Raw genomic sequence first — 19141 nt, 5'->3', positions numbered from 1 at the left:
CTCTCCCTTCGGTCGTGAATCTCGCTAGATCGATTTCGCGAAAGCATATATAACGCACAGAAAACAGCGTGTTTTCCTAATATACTAACACACTCTTTTCTAAAAACTAATTTCCTATACTATCCTTTTTTGTTTTCTTTTTCTTTTTGCCAAATAAACCATCCAGAAGTCCGCCTGCTGCATTTTCTATAATCTCATCTACCTTTGGTTTGGGTGTGTCTTGAGAACTCGTAGAAGTACTGTCTTTGGGAGTATCTTTTCCACCACCTAAAATATCTCCAAGAATATCTGTAATCTGACTCGTACCTTCTTCTATCAATCTGTTTTTTTGAATCTCTATAATCTGATTGGTCAAGTCTCCAATAGCCGATTTTAAATTAAGTTGTACAGAAGGCTTGGTAAAATTTCCCGAAAGGGTAATAGGCACATGAGCAGACAAGTTTTCTTTTTCTTTATCAGTAAGTTTTGCGAGCAATTTACTTACATCGCCCCCTAAGTATTTTGCAGGAATATCAAGTTTTAAATTATATCCAATAGCATTGTCAAAGCTATGACCACCACTTACGCCTATGTCAATATCGTCTGCTTTGATAGTAAAAGGATTTACAACTACTTTTCCATCTTTAAAGGTTAATGCCGCTTTTAGACTATCTAAGTCAATACTGTCCAGATTTATAAAATCTAATTGATCGTCAAGAGCTGTAAGTAATGGACTATTTGCGGGTTGTACATCGGCGGTTAGGATTTCTGCAAATGCGTTTCCATCTATAGAGCTCAGGATAGGTGCAAAATTTTCATCCAGTTGTCCTTTTAAATTGATCTTAGTATTAAGAGAACCTTGTAATGCTTTTGCTATAGGAGCTAGTTGTTTTAAGAGTTTTATATTTTGAAATGATTGATCAATATTTATTTTACTTAAATCAAGCTCCATATCAAAAATGGGAACCCCTGTTTTTGTAGAGACATTTCCAGAAATACCAGCAGTACCTCCAAATAAGGAAGAGTTTACATTATTTAAAAGCGCTTTTTCATCATTTATAGCAACGGTTCCTTTTACATTAGATAGCTCTAAATCATCATAAATAACTTTTTTGGCATTAAAGTTTAAAGATGCATCTAAGAAATCTGGAATTTGAATAGCAACTTCCTCCGTTGTGGCTGTTGTATCTGTAGTGCTTTTATCAGAAGGAGTACTATTATCGGTAGTTTCTGTAATCGAAAAATCATTGAGATTAAATACGTCAGAAGTTACATTAAATCGCCCTTTTAGATCTTCTTTAGACATCACAAAAGGGATGAGGTTTTCTATAGTTCCGTTGGCTTTAATATCTGTATCTCCACTTTGTCCTTCAAAACTAGTGAGTTGTATTGTTCCTGGCTGAAAGGTGAGCGCTGCTTGATTTATAGTAACTGGCTTAGGAAGCTCTTCTCCTTCATATCTAAAATCTGAGAGTTGTGCTTGACCGCTACTTTTAATGCGTTGATATTGCTGTTTATCTACAGCATCCATATCAAAAGCAGTCGTCATATCTGCAATTACTTTTCCTTCTAACGGAGCTCCTAAATCTAGCGGATATACTTTCCCAATATTAGCAAGATCCAGTGTTCCTTTAATAGCGAGATTTACCAAGATATTTGTCGTAAGATTACGCAGTTTCCCATTGGCTGAAAACAGATCGTCATCTATTTTAAAATTAAGTGTATTAATGCTTATATAGGTGTCATTTACAAAGCCTGAATCATTTTTGATTTTTGCATCAATATTGATATTATTCATTTGCTTTGGTAAATTCGGATACTTAAATGAAGCATTGTTAGATACAATCGCAATATCTAGTTTAGGAATGGTGGCTTCTGTAGCTTTTCCTTCTATTTTTCCGCTTACGCGAAAATCACCTCCTGTTTCAACACCATCCAAACTGGTTGCATATGCCTTTGGAATGATGGCTAAAAAGTTTTTGAAATCTGATGAAGGTGTTTCAAATGAAATATCCATTGCCGTTCCTTCATCTTCTAGCTGTACATATCCATCAAATTGTAAAGGAAGATCATGGACTACTGCGTTATTTTCTAGAAAGGTATATTTCTGATTTTCTAAGTCAAGCTCTATAGCTGCTGTTAAATCAACATTAGCATTATCTAGATAGTTCACATTGTCAAGTTCAAAGGAAGCAAGTGCTGTTGTTTGAGTTTTAAGCGTACTTTGATTGACGCTAAAATCACCATTGCCTTCATGATTTACTTCAGATAATCGCAAGTAGGTTTTACTACTTTCATCTAGGTAATTAATAGTAGCATTGTTAAGTTCGTAATGCTGAAGATCAAATGTAAATGGTTTTGAGGGAGTGTCTTCTTTCGCGACAGCGGAATCAGAAGAAGTGTCTTTAGCAATATTATAATTTGCATTACCCAGCGTATCTACTTTGATATTTATAATTGCATCATCCAGACGTAAAGCATCTACTTTAATAGGATTATCTCCGGTGTCTTTAAAAAGTTGTTTTACGCCCATAGCAATACGAAGCTCTTTGCCTGCAGCGAGCGTATCCCCTTCAAAAGGAGCATTGTTAACCACACTAAAGTTCGTAAGTGTTACCGTAGCATCTGGAAAGTTTTTGATCAAACTAATATCTAACGATTCCCAAGCAACCTGTGCATTGACATTTTGATTGATCGTATTTTTAAGTAAATCCTCTAGTTTTCCCTTAAAGAGAAATGGAGAAACTATAAGCAGGATTAATAGCACCAAAAAGATGGAACCTATAATTTTTAAAATACGTTTCATATCATTGTTTTACTATTATACGTCGAGTTGGAGCTCTTCGCCTTCGGAGAGGTTGAATTTTTTTCTAAATAGATATACGCCTAGATATAATAAAGGGGTATCTAAGGCGGCAATGACTACTTTAAAAAGCACCCCTGAAAGGAGTAGCTTTCCGAAAATGTCCCAAGGCAAAATGCCAAAAGAACATAACAATAATAATACCGAAAGTGTATCTACAAATTGAGAAATAAATGTTGAGAAATTATTACGTAACCATAGGTGCTTTCCTTTCGTTAGTTTTTTCCAGAAATGATAAATATATATATCTACATATTGTGCTAGTAAATAAGCCGTCATACTTGCCAATACAGCCAGTGCAGTTGCACCAAATACTTTTGTGAATAGGGCGTCATTTACAGGAGATGTTGCTATTGCAGGAACGGCATCTGCTACATACACGATAAGCAAAGAAAAGATAGAAGCAAAAATCCCTGTAGTAACCATTTGATTTGCCTTTTTTCTTCCATAAATTTCACTTACAAGATCTGTAATCAAAAAAGTAATAGGGTATGGAAGAATCCCTACAGAAACTTCAAAATTGAACCACCCGAAAGGATTCCAACTAAAGAATTTTTGAAAAATAAGATTAGAAACAACGAGAGCGCAGATAAAAAGAGCACCAAGTGTAAAATAGATTCTATATGCAAGCTGTAAGTCTTTTAATGAGCGTTTTGGCATAGACTGATTCATATTTCTTAATAACTTCAATTCCAAAATTAAAGTATTATGAGAATCTTTTACTTAATTTGTTCATAAATGTTAATGTACTAGCCATCTTGCATACCATCTATTTATCATTAGGAAGTAATCAAGGGAATACCTATGAAAACCTTACAAAAGCAATACAATTGTTATTTGCTCAAGTAGGTCATATAGGTAAAATATCTCCTGTCTATCTGAGTCCAGCATTAGGTTTTGAAGGACCAGACTTTCATAATTGTGTGGTGCGTATGCACACCAGTCTTACGTCGTCTAAACTTTTAAAGAATATACTTGCTATAGAAACGGCTATGGGACGTATTCGAGAAGAAGGAGCTGGTTATCAATCCCGCCCTATAGACATTGATATTTTATTGTATGATGATACTACCGTGAGTACTAGTACACTTCAAATACCACACCTACGTATGTGTGATCGTAGGTTTGTATTACAGCCACTTGTAGATATTGCAGGAAGTGAGCAGCATCCTGTTTCTAAAGAATCCTTTTCTGATTTGTTAGAACAATGTTCAGATGAAAGTGAAGTGATTAAGCAACCTAAATGGCTTAAAAACCCTAAAGATGCTATGCTTTTAGGGGACTATAATTATATAGTAGTAGAAGGAAATATAGGTGCAGGTAAAACAAGTCTTGTAGAAATGATCTCAGAAGAGTTTAATGCAAAACCTATTCTTGAGCGTTTTAAAGACAATCCCTTTTTACCTAAATTCTATAAAGAACCAGATCGGTACGCATTTCCTCTAGAAATGTCTTTTTTGGCAGATAGATACCAACAACTATTAGATGATATAGGACAGTATGATCTTTTTAAAGATTTCATGATAGCCGATTATGATCGTTATAAGTCACTTATATTCTCACAAGTAACTCTACAAGAAGAAGAGTATGTATTGTATAAACGCTTACATGAAATGATGTATCGTGACATGCCACAACCAGACTTGTATGTGTATTTGTATCAAAATACAGAACGTCTTTTGAAAAATATCAAGAAGCGTGGTCGTAGTTATGAAAAAGAGATCGATGCAGGATATCTTGAAAAAATAAATCAAGGATATCTTGATTTTATTAAAACACAACATCAACTCAATGTCAAAATTATAGATATTTCTGATCTTGATTTTGTGAAAAATCGGCAGGATTACTTGGAAGTAGTCAACCAGTTTTATGTATAAATTTCTGTAGCTTCACTAGGTTGTACAATATTGCATTAAGATTCCAGTTATATTTGATATGTAAAAATAGATGTTATAATACGTCTATAACACTATTACAACTAATACAACTAAAGTCGCACTAGATTTTAGTGACAAACCATCCCAATCAATATGATTAAAGAGACTCTTTAATCTCACTAAAACGTGTCACAGAATACCTGTTTATTCCATCCAAACAAGTATAAGTGACTTATAAAAACTATTGTATATGAAAAAGTATATGATATTGGGGACATTACTGTTTTCTTTTTTCTCAGTTTCTGCTCAAAACGTAAGTATTGATGGGCGTTTACAACCCTTACTTAATGAGTTTTTTGAACTCTGTAAAACCTATGATATTGAGTATTATGATAAGTTATTTCAATTAGAAAGTATAGATGTTGTAAATACACTTACGGTATCTGAAAAAGGATCTACATTGGGAATGTTGCGTAGAGACGCAGCGGGTAAAGTTGTTGCTATAGATATTAATTGGATGGCACAATTAGACCCTGAAATTTTAAAAGTGGTTGCTTTTCATGAGTTTGCTCATTATTTTTTAGAATACTCAAAACATGTTTGTGATGACTGCGGTCGGATTATGTCTGTTGTAAACTCAAGTTATTTTGAGATTGTAAGAGATTGGGATAATCGTATTAAAACATTATTTGAAAGCTCTCCAGCCTATCTAAGTAAACAACCAATACCTAAAGTAGGATCTTCTCAATTGTAGATTTTTTAAAAATAGATTTGGACTTTATAATGTGATAAAACCTTTTACATCATTTAGTATCTTTACTAAAATCACAAAATGATGTTTAGTTCTATAACCCGCTTTAAACGCTTACTGGTTTTTGTAGCGCTAGCTGTAATGCTAACGATTACTTTTGAGACAGCGCAACAACTCTATTATATAAATAGATATGAGATTGCATTTGGAGTTACTTTTTTTGAGCTTTTAAAAGAACAGTCCTATCAATGGATATTGTGGATGGTGCTGGGCTTTTCCCTTTTTAGTTATATAAAGCATACGAAGAGTGAAACAAATTCGAGAGCTTATTATGTCAAGCTTATATTGAGTATACTAGGACTTGTGGTACTGAATATATTGATCATTAGTATACTTCAAATGACATTTAATGGCGTGTCGTTTTCGGGTTCTTTATTCTTTAATGAGTATATCGTTTTTTACATATTTCAAAAAGCACCTATGTATACATTAGGATACATTGCTATTTCAGGAATTTTGCATTTGTATTTTTCTAATGAAAAATTACAAATTAAAGTACAGCAATTATCTGATGTTAAAGTAGCAAATGAGCTCCTTTATGAAAAACTGAGTGCTTATACAGATGACAAAGCACAGGTGCTTACCATAAAGATTGGAAATAAGAAAAGAGTAGTTCCAGTAGCTCAAATATCTTGGATAGAATCTGATGATTATTGTGTAAAAGTCCATACAGAAGATGGAGACTCTCTTAGTATGCGTACCTCTTTAAAAGCGCTTGAAGGAAAATTAGGGGCCAACTTTTTAAGAGTACATAGAAAGGCGATTGTCAATATGGATTTTGTAAAAGAGTTTACACTTGCAAATCCTCCTAAAATTATACTTCACACTCAAGATGAAATTCAAGTTTCTAAAAGCCAACTCAAAGGAGTTCGTGATTTTTTAGGAACCTTAGAAATTTCTTAACATCGTTTACTGCAAATATGACGGTGTTCTCTGCAAGATCTACATAGAACATACTGTTTTTTAGTTCATTTGTGTAACCAATACAACGAACTATGAAATATATACTATTCCTTATATCTATAACTATATCTACACAATTCTTTGCACAGGAATATGCTAATGATGTATCTGAAGCCTACCCATTTGGACGCCCTCATCCAGATGCTCCTAAAGAACTACTAGATTATGAATTCTTAATTGGAGAATGCGCTTGTGAGTCTACTACAAGAAACCCAGATCAAAGTTGGGCAGATCCGGAAGAAATAATTTGGCGCTATAAATATATCATGAATGGTACGGCTGTACAAGATGAAACCTTGAAGCCAGATGGGAGTCATTCAGGAAGTATTAGGCAATATATAGCAGATAGCAGTAGTTGGTATGTGCATTACTATTCTAATAAGGCTCCTACTACAAGACTTTCTACTTGGAAAGGTGGAAAACGAGGGGATAGTATTGTTTTGTATAATAAGCAAAAAGCACCTAATGGCACCGATGGATATTTTCGTATTACATTTAGTGAGATTACCAAAGATGGATTTCATTGGCTAGGCGAGTGGGTAAATACAACAGAAACATTTTCATACCCTACTTGGAAGATTCGTTGCCGTAAAGTAAGAACTAATTAAAGTTAAGCATGATGATATGTATGGGTGTTATGATAGTTGGTGCAATCGCTATTGTAATACCCATTTTTAATGTTGTATTAATAACGATATATGCACAGTTATTAAGTACTTCTATTTATCCTTTATAGGCACTCTCAAACTCTTGTAGCAGCTCATCGATGTCTATTTCATTGTATTTTCTTGAAAAATGTACAGGAATAGCATCTTTAACATTACATGCTTTCATAATTCTTCCAGATTCAGAAGAATAACTATGATAATTGGCAATAGCCCCTTCTTTATCGGCTACTTTATAAAAGCTTTCTATAAAAACTTGATCTGCATTTGTAAATGTGTCTAAGATATTTTTATGATTTGCTGTAGATGCAGCATGATCCATAATAATGCCTAATCTCTTTCCTTTTTTCACATTAATTAGATGAAATAAATCAGAAGCCTTATAGGTAGTGTTGTCAATGATTATTTCATAAGTAAGGTCATTTGTTTCAAAGGCTGTTTTTAAATCTTTCACCCATTTTCCACCCTTAAAATCACTATTTTGAAGATCTATTTTAGTAGTGTCTCTCCCTTTAAATAGATACGCAATGGTATCAGTTTTATGATCTAAAATGGTATAGTTTACCTCAAATAAATCATTGTCAAATACATTCGGGCCATGTATATTTTCTAAAGGAGTAATTTCCCAGAATGGAGGAGTTAATTCAGCTCTTTTGATGATTCCATTAGGTTGAATTTCTCTTACTTCATAGATGATTGCATCTTCTGTGATGAGATTCCAACAATAACTTTGTATTCTGCTTTGTACCTGTTTTGTGATATCGGTTGGTCCACAAATAATAACCCGTTGTTTTCCTCCTATTTGATGACGTAATATAGTATCAAAATTCACAAAATGATCTATATGTGTATGACTAATAAAAATAGCCTTTGTATTCTGACATTCTTTTACTGTAAGTGATTTTGCTTCACCACATTCACAGATATAATTATAGGAGTGATTTTCAACACGGATTAAGATGCATATATCTTCGTCTTTTTGACTTTTAACTTCTGGAATAAACATACCTGACTTTTATGAATACAATTATTTAGAAGTGCAATGATAACTAATTTTAACAAGTAGAAGGTTGTATACGCTTTCGCGAAAGCGTACTCAGTAACATTTCAATTAATTTTAAAAATAGAAAGGCATAGATACTGCACTATGCCTTTTAAGATTCAAGGAGTGATTTAATACCTTTTATTCATCTCCTAACGAAGGATGCCAGAGATCTTCCGAAGTTCCTGTAAGTGGAATAAACTGTATAGGTGGATATGACATGGTAACATCATTTACAGTCTCTCCTTTCAGAAAGCGTAGAATAGTTTCTTGAGCTTCGGGATGATATACTATTTGTTCATGTCCTGCATTTTGCACGATAATATGTTGGCTATTTGAATATCCCCATCGCACTTGCTCTGCTTGATAAGGAGGCGTATTAAAATCTAATGTTCCGCTTAAAAATAGCGTACGAATATCTGTTGCTAAAGGAGTTCTGAAATCTTCCCCTAAATCTGGTATTGGCCAGTTTTTTACATTAGAAGGATTGATTACATTCTTAAAAAGGCTCTTTTTGTTTTCTGCCTCAATACGAGCTAGTCTACTTGGAGATGCTCCAGAAGCGGCATCCATGGTAATAGCCATTCCGTGTATGCCATATACCCGTTGATGTCTTTTTTGAACAAACCATTGTAATAAAGAATAATCCCCTTGATCTATACTATATAAAAGTCTAGGCAGTACAGGAATATCGCTAGCATCACCAATATCTATGCGTAATATGACATTCAACCCATATGAGCCTACGCGTACTTTTAAAGGTGCTCCTGTAAGTGCTGAGGTTATTTCTAATTCGACTGGTTTTTCTTTGATTTTACGGATGACTTTCTCATACAATGCCACAAGGTCTGGCACTTGTTTATTTATGGTAGGATCATTATTAGAAAGTAAAGCGATTTTATGTAGTTGCATATCCATTGCTAATGGTAATTTAAAAGTATCATTAAACCCTTCTACGCCTATGAGTACAGCATTTTCTACAGAATCAGGGTAGTATTTCATATACGTTTGTCCTAAATGTGTACCATAGCTAAAGCCAAATAATGAGATTTTAGTATATCCTAATGCCTGTCTAAGTGCATCTAGGTCGTTTGCATTTTCAATAGTCGTGTATCCTTGTAAATCTACACCCCTATCTTTATAGACTTTTAAAGCTTCTTGAGACATATTGTTAAAATGCTTTTGTGCATCTTCTGCATGTACAAAAAGGTTTTTTGGAAGCTCTTTTTGCCATATAAATAAAGTACGTTCGGTTTCGGCACCCGTTCCTCTTTGGTCTACCAAAACAACATCCCCTAATTCTAGATACGGCAACCAATTTTCTAAATATGCTGGATTACTCGCTTGCCATGTACAGCTAGAACCTGGACCTCCTTCTAGATAAAAAGTAGGTGTTTTGCCATTTGGATTTGTACTCTTTAGCTTTATAAAATGAATAGGGATCATTGCAGCATTTGGATTTTTACGATTTTCAGGTACTGCTATAGTTCCTACTTCTGCAGTAACTTCTTTTCCAGATTTACTAGTAAATGTAGTGGGTGTGATTTCTAGTTTTTGTGCAAATAAGTGCTGTATTGCAATACTAAAACATAAGAGAAAGATAAGTTGTGATTTCATGATGTGTTTAATTTTTGAGCAATGTACTCGCTGTATGAACTCCATTTTTAAAAAGAAGATGAGTGTTTAGTCAAGTAGTTTATATACTACATAAAAGAGGTTAAATACAATTCATAGGGTGCTACCTGAAATTGAGGAGTTGTTATTGCGTATTGATCGACCTATGTTATAATTGATTTGATTTTTTTCTATTTTTCATTTAATTATGGGAAAATCACTTCAATTTTTAGACAAACTATTACAAAATAGAATCGCATTACATGTGTTATTTTGGATGTGTGTATTGTTTCTAGCACCTATTATTGCAGATAGGAGCATGTCGGAAGCTATGAATTCCTTAATCTATAGAGTAGTGGGTTTACCTACTAAAATGCAAGCAACCTATTTTCTAGCCTATTATTTGATTCCAAAGTATTTTCAGAAAGAAAAGTACTTTCAATTTGTTCTTTACTTTTTATTAAGTACGGTGTTGTTTTGTGTGTTGTATCGTTTCAATAATGTTCAGATAGCAGAACGATTAGCAGGAGAAGAAGGATACAAAGAACCCATATGGGAAATTATTCAATATTATGATGAAACTATTTTAGGATATATAGGAAGGGTCTATTCTGTAACTATTCCTTTTATTTTTATTAAAATGATGAGGTCGAGAAGTGCTGAAAAAAGAAAAGTGTCGCGTTTAGAAAAAGAAAAAATAGATGCCGAGCTTAACTTTTTAAAAGCACAAATTCATCCACATTTCTTGTTTAATACACTCAATAATCTCTACGCATTAACACTTAAAAAATCAGATCATGCTCCAGATGTAGTAGCCAAACTTTCAGAAATGCTAGATTATATGCTATATCAATGTAAAGAAGATAGGGTTTTGATAAGTAAAGAGATTACACTTTTGCAACATTATTTAGATTTAGAGAAACTGCGATATGGAGAACGATTACATTTAAAATTTGAACATCATCTTGATAATGAGATAGCGCAAATGGCTCCTTTAATTTTAATTTCTATTGTTGAAAATGCATTCAAGCATGGAGTAAGCGGATCCATACAACAACCCGAAGTAAGAATCTCTATAGAAGTAAAAGAAAACGTATCGTATATTAGAGTGTATAATACAAAACCAGAAATCCCTCAAGTAGACGAAATGGGATACAAAAAAGGAATAGGGGAGACCAATGTAAAAAGACAATTAGAGCTCATTTATCCTAATCGTCATGAATGGCATTGTATAGAAACACCAAATTCCTATGAGGTTAACTTGACCATCCAATTATGAGTAAAAAAACAAAATGTATTGTGGTAGATGATGAACCATTGGCCATTGAACTTTTGGAAGGACATATTCGGCAATTTGCACAATTAGAACTGGTAGCTACTTGTTGGAATGCAATAGAAGCCTTTGAAATTGTAAAAAACACTCCGGTTGATATTATTTTTTTAGATATACAAATGCCAGGATTATCGGGAATTCAATTTGTAAAATCTCTTCAAAATCCACCAGCTATTATTTTTACAACAGCCTATCGTGAATATGCTGTAGAAAGCTATGAGCTTGATGTCATTGATTATTTATTAAAACCCATCACCATGGATCGTTTTTTTAAATCAATTACAAAATACTTTGATAAAGTAGGAGATCCTATCATTCAAAAAGAAACACTCTCAACGACGGTTACTGAAGACGATCATATCTATGTAAATACCAATAGAAAATACGTTAAGGTTGTTTTTAAAGAGGTGTTATATGTAGAAAGTATCAAAGATTATGTACGGATACATCTGGAGAAAGAAAGTATATCCACCAAAGAAAAAATCAGTGTTTTTGAACAGAAAGTTCCTTCTTATTTTATGAGAACACATCGTTCTTATATGGTAAATACAAATAAAATAACTAGTTATACGATGCAGGATATTGAGATTGGAGAGATAGAAATCCCAATAGGCATTTCATATAAAAAAGAAGTTATTAAAAAGCTACAATCATAATTGATATGTGGTTGTGTATTACCTATGGCATTTCCTAATATGAGTAACGGAAAGTTTACTTCTTTTTGTAAAATAAAAAGTTACAAAAAGCTGTAAACAACCACACCAATTCTTGGCTTATCTTGATAAGGTTATAAACTTCGTCGTTCGTACTTCAAACTTTCTACTTTGATTACCATTTTCCTAATATGAGTAACGGAAAGTTTACTTCTTTTTGTAAAATGAAAAGTTACAAAAAGCTGTAAACAACCACACCAATTGTCGGCTTATCTTGATAAGGTTATAAACTTCGTCGTTCGTACTTCAAACTTCCTACTTTGATTACCATTTTCCTAATATGAGTAACGGAAAGTTTACTTCTTTTTGTAAAATGAAAAGTTACAAAAAGCTGTAAACAACCACACCAATTGTCGGCTTATCTTGATAAGGTTATAAACTTCGTCGTTCGTACTTCAAACTTCCTACTTTGATTACCATTTTCATTAGATGAGTAACGGAAAGTTTACTTCTTTTTGTAAAATAAAAAGTTACAAAAAGCTGTAAACAACCACACCAATTCTCGGCTTATCTTGATAAGGTTATAAACTTCGTCGTTCGTACTTCAAACTTCCTACTTTGATTACCATCCTCCAGAAGCACCGCCTCCTCCGAAGCCACCGCCTCCGAAGCCGCCACCAAAGCCACCGCCTCCGCCAAAACTTCCACCACTTCCGAAGCCACCGCCGCTCCCAAAAGTACCGCGTCCCATATTACTTAAGATAATAACATCCAAAAGAGATTCTGCTACCCGTCTGCGGCCACCACGACCACCGCCACGATGGTTCTTTCTACTTAAAATAATAAGGATAACCACAAAGAAAACAAACGCTATGACAGGACCCGTAGGAAAGGAATTGTTATCTTTCCGAGTGCCTGTAAAATTACCTTCAAGGCGTGCAATCATCTCATTGGTTGCTGCATCAAGACCCCCATAGAAATCTCCTTTTTTAAATGCAGGTATCATGGTTCTATTAATAATACGCTCTGCATCACGATCAGAAATAATAGATTCGATGCCATAGCCCGTATTAATATCTACTTTTCGATCATTAATAGCTAATAGGATAAGAATTCCGTTATCTTCATCTGCTTGGCCAATACCCCATTTTTGTCCCCATTGCGCTCCCAGTAATGAAAGATCTTCACCGTTTGAAGAGTCTATAATTGCAATTACAATTTGTGTGGAGGTGGTATCACTATAGCGAATCAGTTTTTGATTTAGTGTATTGAATTGATACGAATTGAGCTGTTTTTTATAATCGTATACTGCTCTTTGTTCTGTCTTTGAAGAAGGTTTAGCAGGAATATCAAATTGCGCATGAACCACACCATTGCCTAAAAAAAGAAGAATAAATATCATGTATACGCTTTCGCGAAAACGTATATGCACTCCTTTATATGTAGCAAGTGTATCAATCATTAACTTGTAGTAATCTCATCAGGAAGTTCGTTAATATCTCCGTGTTGCCAAGGAAAATAAGAACTTAGGCGTTCTCCTGCATCTTGAATGCCTTGGATAATACCTTCTTTAAAACGCCCTTCTTTAAAATGAGCACTCATGGTATCTCTTGTAGCCTTCCAAAAGTTATCAGGTACTTTTTTATCTATCCCGCGATCACCACAAATCACAAATTTATGGTCATCTACAGCAATGTAAATAAGGACGCCATTTTCTTCTTTGGTATTATCCATCTTTAGGATATGGAAGATTTCTTTAGCACGTGTAAACGGATCAAGATCAGTATGCCGTTCTAGATGTACACGTATCTCGCCAGAAGTGTTACTTTCTGCACTTCGTATAGCTGCAACAATCTCTTGTTCTTCTGCCTGCGTAAGAAAATCTTCTACCGTTGAAGCCATTTATATAGAGTTAGGAACGACAGGTGCTTTATCTGCACCTTCGTCAGCTTCAAAATAATCTCGTTTTTCAAATCCAAAAATACCTGCTATTATATTTTTTGGAAATTTTCGAATAGCGGCATTTAGATTTTCAGAGCTTTCTATAAATCTTTTTCTGTCTACATCAATTCTATTTTCTGTACGTGACAATTCATTAATCAACTCTTTGAAGTTTTGATTTGCTTTTAAATCTGGATACCTTTCAAAAGTGGCTATTAGTCTAGATAATGCAGAGGTGAGTCCTTGCTGCGCTTGCTGAAATTGTTGTAATTGTTCAGGTGTAATATTAGATGGGTCTATGGTAATTGAAGTGGCTTTAGAACGCGCTTCTGTTACTTCTATGAAAGTCTCTTTTTCAAACTTTGCATATGCTTGAGCTGTGTTTACAATATTTGGAATCAAATCTGCGCGACGTTGGTATGAGCTTTCGACATTACCCCATTTTGATTTTACATTTTCATCTAAGTCAACAAGACTATTGTAGGATGATCCTATGAATAATCCTACAATAAGTAGAACACCGATAATTATTAATCCTTTCTTCATATCTAGTTAGTTTGTGTTTGTTGGTTTTTGTTACAGAATCCCTTTGGATTATTCAAGAGATAGTGCAAGTTAAGAAAATCTTATTTTTTTGGTTCTGTAACAAAACGAAGTTCTTGTGTACCTATGAAGTACATAAAACAATCGATGATGAGAACAACAAAGTATATATTAGTAACGATAGGTGTCTTAGGAATGATGTCCTCTATCTACCTTGCAGTGATTCATAATGAAGTTACTACAAATATAGCATCGTTTATAGCAAGCCTTTCTTTAGTGTATCTAGGAATATATAAAGTAGTTGATCCAAAAACAACAGCATGCCCTGTAGAGGAAGAAAAAACTAAAGATTTTTTTTAAGCTCTATTAATTGTGCTTTTACATGCTCCAATTTTCTAATAATATCAAAATTACTGAGCGTTTCTTTTTTACCTTCTTTAAGATGAATTTTAGCACCTTCTAGTGTAAAACCTCGCTCCTTTACAAGGTGATAAATCAATTCAAGATTTTTAATGTCTTGTGGTGTAAACTTGCGATTGCCTTTAGCATTTTTTTTAGGTTGTAATACATCAAATTCCTTCTCCCAGAAACGTATTAAAGAAGCATTCACACCAAAAGCTTTGGAGACTTCTCCAATACCATAGTATAATTTTTCTGGAAGGTTTACATGCATACGATTAATCTAACGATTGATTTTCTTGTTGAGATTGTTTTAATAACTCATCAAATTCGGCAGGAGAAAGTTTTCCATAATAAAAATGGATAGGATTGATACGTTCTCCTTCTTTAAAAATTTCATAGTGTAAATGCGGCGCTTCAGAACGACCCGTACTTCCCACAAAACCAATGAGATCTCCACGTTTTACTTTTTGTCCTTTACGTACATTGTATGCATTTAAATGTGCATATAAACTCTCATAGCCATATCCATGAGTGATTCGGATATGCTTTCCATACCCAGAAGCAGTAGCATCAGCTCTAGAAACAGTGCCATCCCCAGAAGCATATACAGGCGTTCCTCTTGGTGCTGTAAAATCCATCCCCCAATGTTTCTTACGTGCTTTTGTAAAAGGATCTGTACGGTATCCAAAACCAGAAGCCATACGCGTTAAATCTTCATTACTCACAGGTTGTATAGCAGGAATGGCAGCCAATAATTTTTCTTTATCGGCAGAAAGGCGTGCTATCTCATCAAGAGATTTAGACTGAATATCTAACTGTTTTGTGATTTGATCCATACGCTTATGACTTTCAATAATCATAGCCGAATTATCATATCCTTTTAAGTTTTCATAACGGTTTATACCTCCAAATCCTGCTTTACGTACTTCATTAGGAATAGGATTTGCATCTAGTAAAATTCTATAAATCTCGTTGTCACGATCCTGTATATTCTCTAAAACATTACTGGCAAGATCCATTTTAGATTCTAGGATAGAGAGTTGTAATACAAGGTTTGCGTTTTCGCGTTCTAGTCTACGCTCTTTTGGAGTGTCTATTCCAGAATTAGATATGGCAATTAATAAAATAAGCCCCATAAGTACAGAAGCTGTAATAAATAACAGGACAAAACCTATGGTGCGTCCTTTTTTACGCTCTACTTTTCGATAAGAAAGCGTATCACTATCATAGTAATATTTTACCTTAGACATAAGTTAAAATGTGTATTTTTGCCAGATGTTAAAGATGGTTTGTTCGCTTTCGCGAAAGCGTACTTCACTCATCAAAACGATCAAAGATAAAAATAATTATTCGATACGATTACTTCTATGAAATCTCAAGAAATACGTGCCAAATTCCTAGCGTTTTTTGAATCAAAAAAACATGATATAGTACCCTCTGCGCCTATGGTGTTAAAGGATGACCCTACACTCATGTTTACAAATGCAGGGATGGTCCCGTTTAAAGAATACTTTTTAGGCAATGGGACTCCTAAAAACACACGTCTTACAGATAGTCAAAAATGCTTGCGTGTTTCTGGAAAACATAATGACCTGGAAGAAGTAGGGAAAGATACCTACCATCATACCATGTTTGAGATGTTAGGGAATTGGAGTTTTGGAGATTATTTCAAAAAGGAAGCTATTGATTGGGCCTGGGAATTATTAACAGAAGTCTATAATATAGATAAGAACAGCCTCTATGTAACCATTTTTGAAGGCGATAAAGCCGATGGACTAGATCGTGATCAAGATGCGTATGATCTATGGAGAAATCATATTTCAGAAGATCGTATTCTAAATGGAAATAAAAAAGATAACTTCTGGGAGATGGGAGCGCAAGGGCCTTGTGGACCTTGTAGTGAGATACATGTAGATATCCGATCTGAAGAAGAAAAGGCTAAAGTAGACGGTAAATCCTTAGTAAATCAAGATCATCCATTAGTTATTGAAGTATGGAATCTTGTTTTTATGCAGTTTAATCGTATGGCAGATGGATCATTAGAAAAATTACCTGCACAACACGTAGATACAGGAATGGGGTTTGAACGTCTTTGTATGGTGTTACAAGGAGTGCAGTCTAATTATGATACCGATGTCTTTACACCATTAATGCGCGAAATAGAAACCATTACTTCTTTTAAATGCGGTCATAAGGAAGAAACAGATGTGGCTGTGCGTGTGGTAGCAGATCACTTAAGAGCGGTTGCTTTCTCGATTGCAGATGGTCAATTGCCTAGCAGTAACACAGCAGGATATGTCATACGTCGTATTTTACGTAGAGCTATTAGATATGGATATACTTTTTTAAATACTAAAGAACCTTTTATTTATAAGTTGGTGAATACGCTCGTCAAGCAAATGGGGGAGGCTTTCCCAGAATTGAAGCGAGAGAAAAACTTAATTGTCAATGTGATTAGAGAAGAAGAACATTCTTTCTTACGAACATTAGATCAAGGATTGATTTTGCTAGACAATATGGTTGCAAAAACAACTGGAGATATAATTTCTGGAGATAAAGTTTTTGAATTATATGATACCTATGGTTTTCCTGATGATCTTACAGGACTTATTCTTAGTGAGCAAGGATTGAAATATGATAAGGAAAGATTTGATGTTCTTCTGGATGAACAAAAAAAACGTTCTAGAAATGCTTCCCTTGTAGAAACTGGAGATTGGACAGTATTGATAGATGATTCAGAAGAAGAATTTATAGGGTATGACACCTTAGAGGCTAATGTGAAAATCACTCGTTATAGAAAGACAGAAAGTAAAAAGGATGGGGAAGTTTATCAATTGGTCTTTAACTTGACTCCTTTCTATCCAGAAGGTGGAGGGCAAGTAGGTGATAAAGGATATTTGGAAGTTCCTAATGGAGAAGTAGTGTATATTATAGACACAAAAAAAGAAAATAATCTTATTATACATTTAGCAAAGAACCTTCCAAGATCTACAGAAGGGACATTTAAAGCTATTGTAGATGAGAAGCAACGTTTCCGTACGTCTGCAAATCATACGGCAACACATTTATTGCATCAAGGATTGCGTAAAGTACTAGGAACACATGTAGAGCAAAAAGGAAGTATGGTGCATAGCCGTAATCTTCGTTTTGATTTTTCACATTTCTCAAAAGTAACTAGTGAAGAATTGAAAGCTGTAGAAAATTTTGTGAATGCTCGTATACGTGAAAGTTTGCCATTAGAAGAGCAACGTGGTATTGCCTATGATCAAGCGATCAAAGAAGGAGCTATTGCATTGTTTGGAGAAAAATATGGAGATGCGGTAAGAGCAATTCGTTTTGGAAAATCTATGGAACTTTGTGGAGGAACACATGTACAAAGTACAGGTGATATTTGGCATTTTAAAATCACTTCAGAAGGTGCTGTTGCATCGGGAATACGTCGTATAGAAGCGATTACTAATGATGCGGCAAAAGAGTATTTTACTTCTGAAACGGAGGCTTATAATAAAGTAAAAGCAACACTTAAGAATGCACAAGATCCTGTAAAAGCAATTACGAGCTTACTAGATGAAAATGCAGCACTTAAAAAACAAGTAGAAGCACTTATAAAAGAGAAAGCGCAAAGTTTAAGTGGAGATCTTGAAAAAGAATATGAAGAAATCAATGGTGTTCAATTTTTAGCAAAGAAAGTAGATTTAGATGCGGGCGCTATCAAAGATTTGGCTTTTAAGTTAGGTCAGAATAGAAATGATGTTTTTCTACTTTTCGGAACCGAACAAAATGGCAAAGCATTGTTGAGCTGTTATATTTCCAAAGAACTAGTAGCTAGTAAAGACTTGAATGCTGGACAAGTAGTACGCGAACTCGGAAAGCACATCCAAGGAGGCGGTGGAGGACAACCTTTCTTTGCAACAGCAGGAGGTAAAAATCTAGCAGGGATAGATGCCGCTCTGGAGGCTGCTAAGAGTTTTTTGAACTAACGACTTAATTGTCTCGCAAAGACGCGAAGACGCAAAAGCTTATTCAAAATTATAATTAGTAGACCTTAATGGAGGAAGAAAAAGAATTTTATGAAAATGATTTAGCTTCCATTATTGTGGATGCCTGTTATCATATTCATGTGAAATTAGGGCCGGGGTTATTAGAATCTGTTTATGAAGAAATTCTATATTATGAATTGACTTCTATTGGCTTAAAAGTAGAACGACAGAAACAATTACCTGTAGTTTGGAAAGGAAAGAAGATGGAACTAGGATTTAGGACTGACCTAATTGTTGAGAATAAAGTAATTATTGAAATAAAATCTGTACAAGAAATTCATCCTGTACATCCTAAACAATTACTTACATATTTAAAATTGACAAATATGAAACTAGGATTATTAATTAACTTCAATAGTCCATTAATAAAAACAGGAATCACCAGAGTAGTGAATGGATTAAGATAAATACACAT

At 34.3% G+C, this 19141-nt stretch carries 18 protein-coding genes; 9 read left to right on the top strand and 9 right to left on the bottom strand.

Translation table 11 applies throughout. From position 1 onward, the window contains the following. Positions 1–106 precede the first annotated feature (106 nt). A complete protein-coding gene (locus CHB80_RS00840) occupies positions 107–2785 on the bottom strand; it encodes an AsmA-like C-terminal region-containing protein (RefSeq protein WP_089369545.1) in 2679 nt (892 codons plus the stop codon). Between the two features lie 15 nt (positions 2786–2800). Continuing rightward, positions 2801–3502: a queuosine precursor transporter gene (locus CHB80_RS00835; RefSeq protein WP_089369544.1), complete on the bottom strand. Its 702-nt coding sequence runs from the start codon at positions 3500–3502 to the stop codon at positions 2801–2803. A gap of 98 nt (positions 3503–3600) precedes the next feature. Between CHB80_RS00835 and folK the strand changes: the two genes are divergently transcribed. The 4 genes from folK to CHB80_RS00815 all read left to right on the top strand — a co-directional run bounded on the left by folK (position 3601) and on the right by CHB80_RS00815 (position 7101). Next, positions 3601–4719, top strand: coding sequence for a 2-amino-4-hydroxy-6-hydroxymethyldihydropteridine diphosphokinase (folK, locus tag CHB80_RS00830; protein WP_089370733.1), 1119 nt, complete (start codon positions 3601–3603; stop codon positions 4717–4719). Positions 4720–4969: 250 nt separating this feature from the next. Beyond that, a complete protein-coding gene (locus CHB80_RS00825; RefSeq protein ID WP_089369543.1) occupies positions 4970–5473 on the top strand; it encodes a hypothetical protein in 504 nt (167 codons plus the stop codon). Between the two features lie 78 nt (positions 5474–5551). Continuing rightward, the gene (locus CHB80_RS00820; RefSeq protein WP_089369542.1) at positions 5552–6433 is read left to right on the top strand and encodes a LytR/AlgR family response regulator transcription factor; all 882 of its coding nucleotides are present in this window, start codon (positions 5552–5554) and stop codon (positions 6431–6433) included. Between the two features lie 92 nt (positions 6434–6525). Continuing rightward, on the top strand, positions 6526–7101 hold the full coding sequence (locus CHB80_RS00815; protein WP_089369541.1) for a hypothetical protein: 576 nt from the start codon (positions 6526–6528) through the stop codon (positions 7099–7101). A 115-nt stretch (positions 7102–7216) separates the two neighbouring features. On the opposite strand, the gene CHB80_RS00810 is transcribed toward CHB80_RS00815, so the two are convergent. Both CHB80_RS00810 and CHB80_RS00805 read right to left on the bottom strand, forming a co-directional pair. Then, the gene (locus tag CHB80_RS00810) at positions 7217–8164 is read right to left on the bottom strand and encodes an MBL fold metallo-hydrolase (RefSeq protein ID WP_089369540.1); all 948 of its coding nucleotides are present in this window, start codon (positions 8162–8164) and stop codon (positions 7217–7219) included. A 177-nt stretch (positions 8165–8341) separates the two neighbouring features. Continuing rightward, positions 8342–9817, bottom strand: a complete 1476-nt coding sequence (locus CHB80_RS00805; RefSeq protein ID WP_179218054.1) for an alpha/beta hydrolase — start codon at positions 9815–9817, stop codon at positions 8342–8344. A 205-nt stretch (positions 9818–10022) separates the two neighbouring features. Between CHB80_RS00805 and CHB80_RS00800 the strand changes: the two genes are divergently transcribed. Both CHB80_RS00800 and CHB80_RS00795 read left to right on the top strand, forming a co-directional pair. Further along, positions 10023–11093, top strand: coding sequence for a sensor histidine kinase (locus CHB80_RS00800; protein WP_089369538.1), 1071 nt, complete (start codon positions 10023–10025; stop codon positions 11091–11093). Continuing rightward, positions 11090–11803 (top strand): LytR/AlgR family response regulator transcription factor, encoded by a 714-nt coding sequence (locus CHB80_RS00795; RefSeq protein WP_089369537.1) that lies wholly within the window; start codon positions 11090–11092, stop codon positions 11801–11803. The genes CHB80_RS00800 and CHB80_RS00795 overlap by 4 nt, the downstream gene beginning before the upstream one ends. Before the next feature lie 619 nt (positions 11804–12422). Here the strand turns inward: CHB80_RS00795 and CHB80_RS00790 are convergent. Genes CHB80_RS00790 through CHB80_RS00780 form a run of 3 tightly spaced genes read right to left on the bottom strand, consistent with a single transcriptional unit; the run spans position 12423 to position 14287 of the window. After that, positions 12423–13262, bottom strand: a complete 840-nt coding sequence (locus CHB80_RS00790; protein WP_089369536.1) for a TPM domain-containing protein — start codon at positions 13260–13262, stop codon at positions 12423–12425. Beyond that, positions 13262–13702, bottom strand: coding sequence for a TPM domain-containing protein (locus tag CHB80_RS00785; protein ID WP_089369535.1), 441 nt, complete (start codon positions 13700–13702; stop codon positions 13262–13264). The genes CHB80_RS00790 and CHB80_RS00785 overlap by 1 nt, the downstream gene beginning before the upstream one ends. Beyond that, positions 13703–14287: a LemA family protein gene (locus CHB80_RS00780; RefSeq protein WP_089369534.1), complete on the bottom strand. Its 585-nt coding sequence runs from the start codon at positions 14285–14287 to the stop codon at positions 13703–13705. Between the two features lie 147 nt (positions 14288–14434). On the opposite strand from CHB80_RS00780, the gene CHB80_RS00775 reads away from it, so the two are divergent. Continuing rightward, the gene (locus CHB80_RS00775) at positions 14435–14644 is read left to right on the top strand and encodes a hypothetical protein (RefSeq protein ID WP_089369533.1); all 210 of its coding nucleotides are present in this window, start codon (positions 14435–14437) and stop codon (positions 14642–14644) included. Here CHB80_RS00775 and CHB80_RS00770 read toward each other — a convergent pair. Together CHB80_RS00770 and CHB80_RS00765 are read right to left on the bottom strand one after the other, a co-directional pair. Then, positions 14628–14957: a MerR family transcriptional regulator gene (locus CHB80_RS00770; RefSeq protein ID WP_089369532.1), complete on the bottom strand. Its 330-nt coding sequence runs from the start codon at positions 14955–14957 to the stop codon at positions 14628–14630. The two genes, CHB80_RS00775 and CHB80_RS00770, sit on opposite strands and share 17 nt — an antisense overlap. Positions 14958–14961: 4 nt before the next feature. Next, entirely contained in the window at positions 14962–15936 is a 975-nt protein-coding gene (locus tag CHB80_RS00765) for a M23 family metallopeptidase (RefSeq protein ID WP_089369531.1), read from the bottom strand. A 117-nt stretch (positions 15937–16053) separates the two neighbouring features. Between CHB80_RS00765 and alaS the strand changes: the two genes are divergently transcribed. Together alaS and CHB80_RS00755 are read left to right on the top strand one after the other, a co-directional pair. Continuing rightward, positions 16054–18666: an alanine--tRNA ligase gene (gene alaS / locus CHB80_RS00760; protein ID WP_089369530.1), complete on the top strand. Its 2613-nt coding sequence runs from the start codon at positions 16054–16056 to the stop codon at positions 18664–18666. Positions 18667–18734: 68 nt separating this feature from the next. Next, on the top strand, positions 18735–19133 hold the full coding sequence (locus tag CHB80_RS00755) for a GxxExxY protein (RefSeq protein WP_089369529.1): 399 nt from the start codon (positions 18735–18737) through the stop codon (positions 19131–19133). Positions 19134–19141 lie beyond the last annotated feature (8 nt).

Origin of the sequence: Dokdonia pacifica (assembly GCF_900188275.1) — a bacterium.
GTDB lineage: Bacteria > Bacteroidota > Bacteroidia > Flavobacteriales > Flavobacteriaceae > Dokdonia > Dokdonia pacifica.
This window is presented reverse-complemented; position numbering and strand designations above follow the sequence as displayed.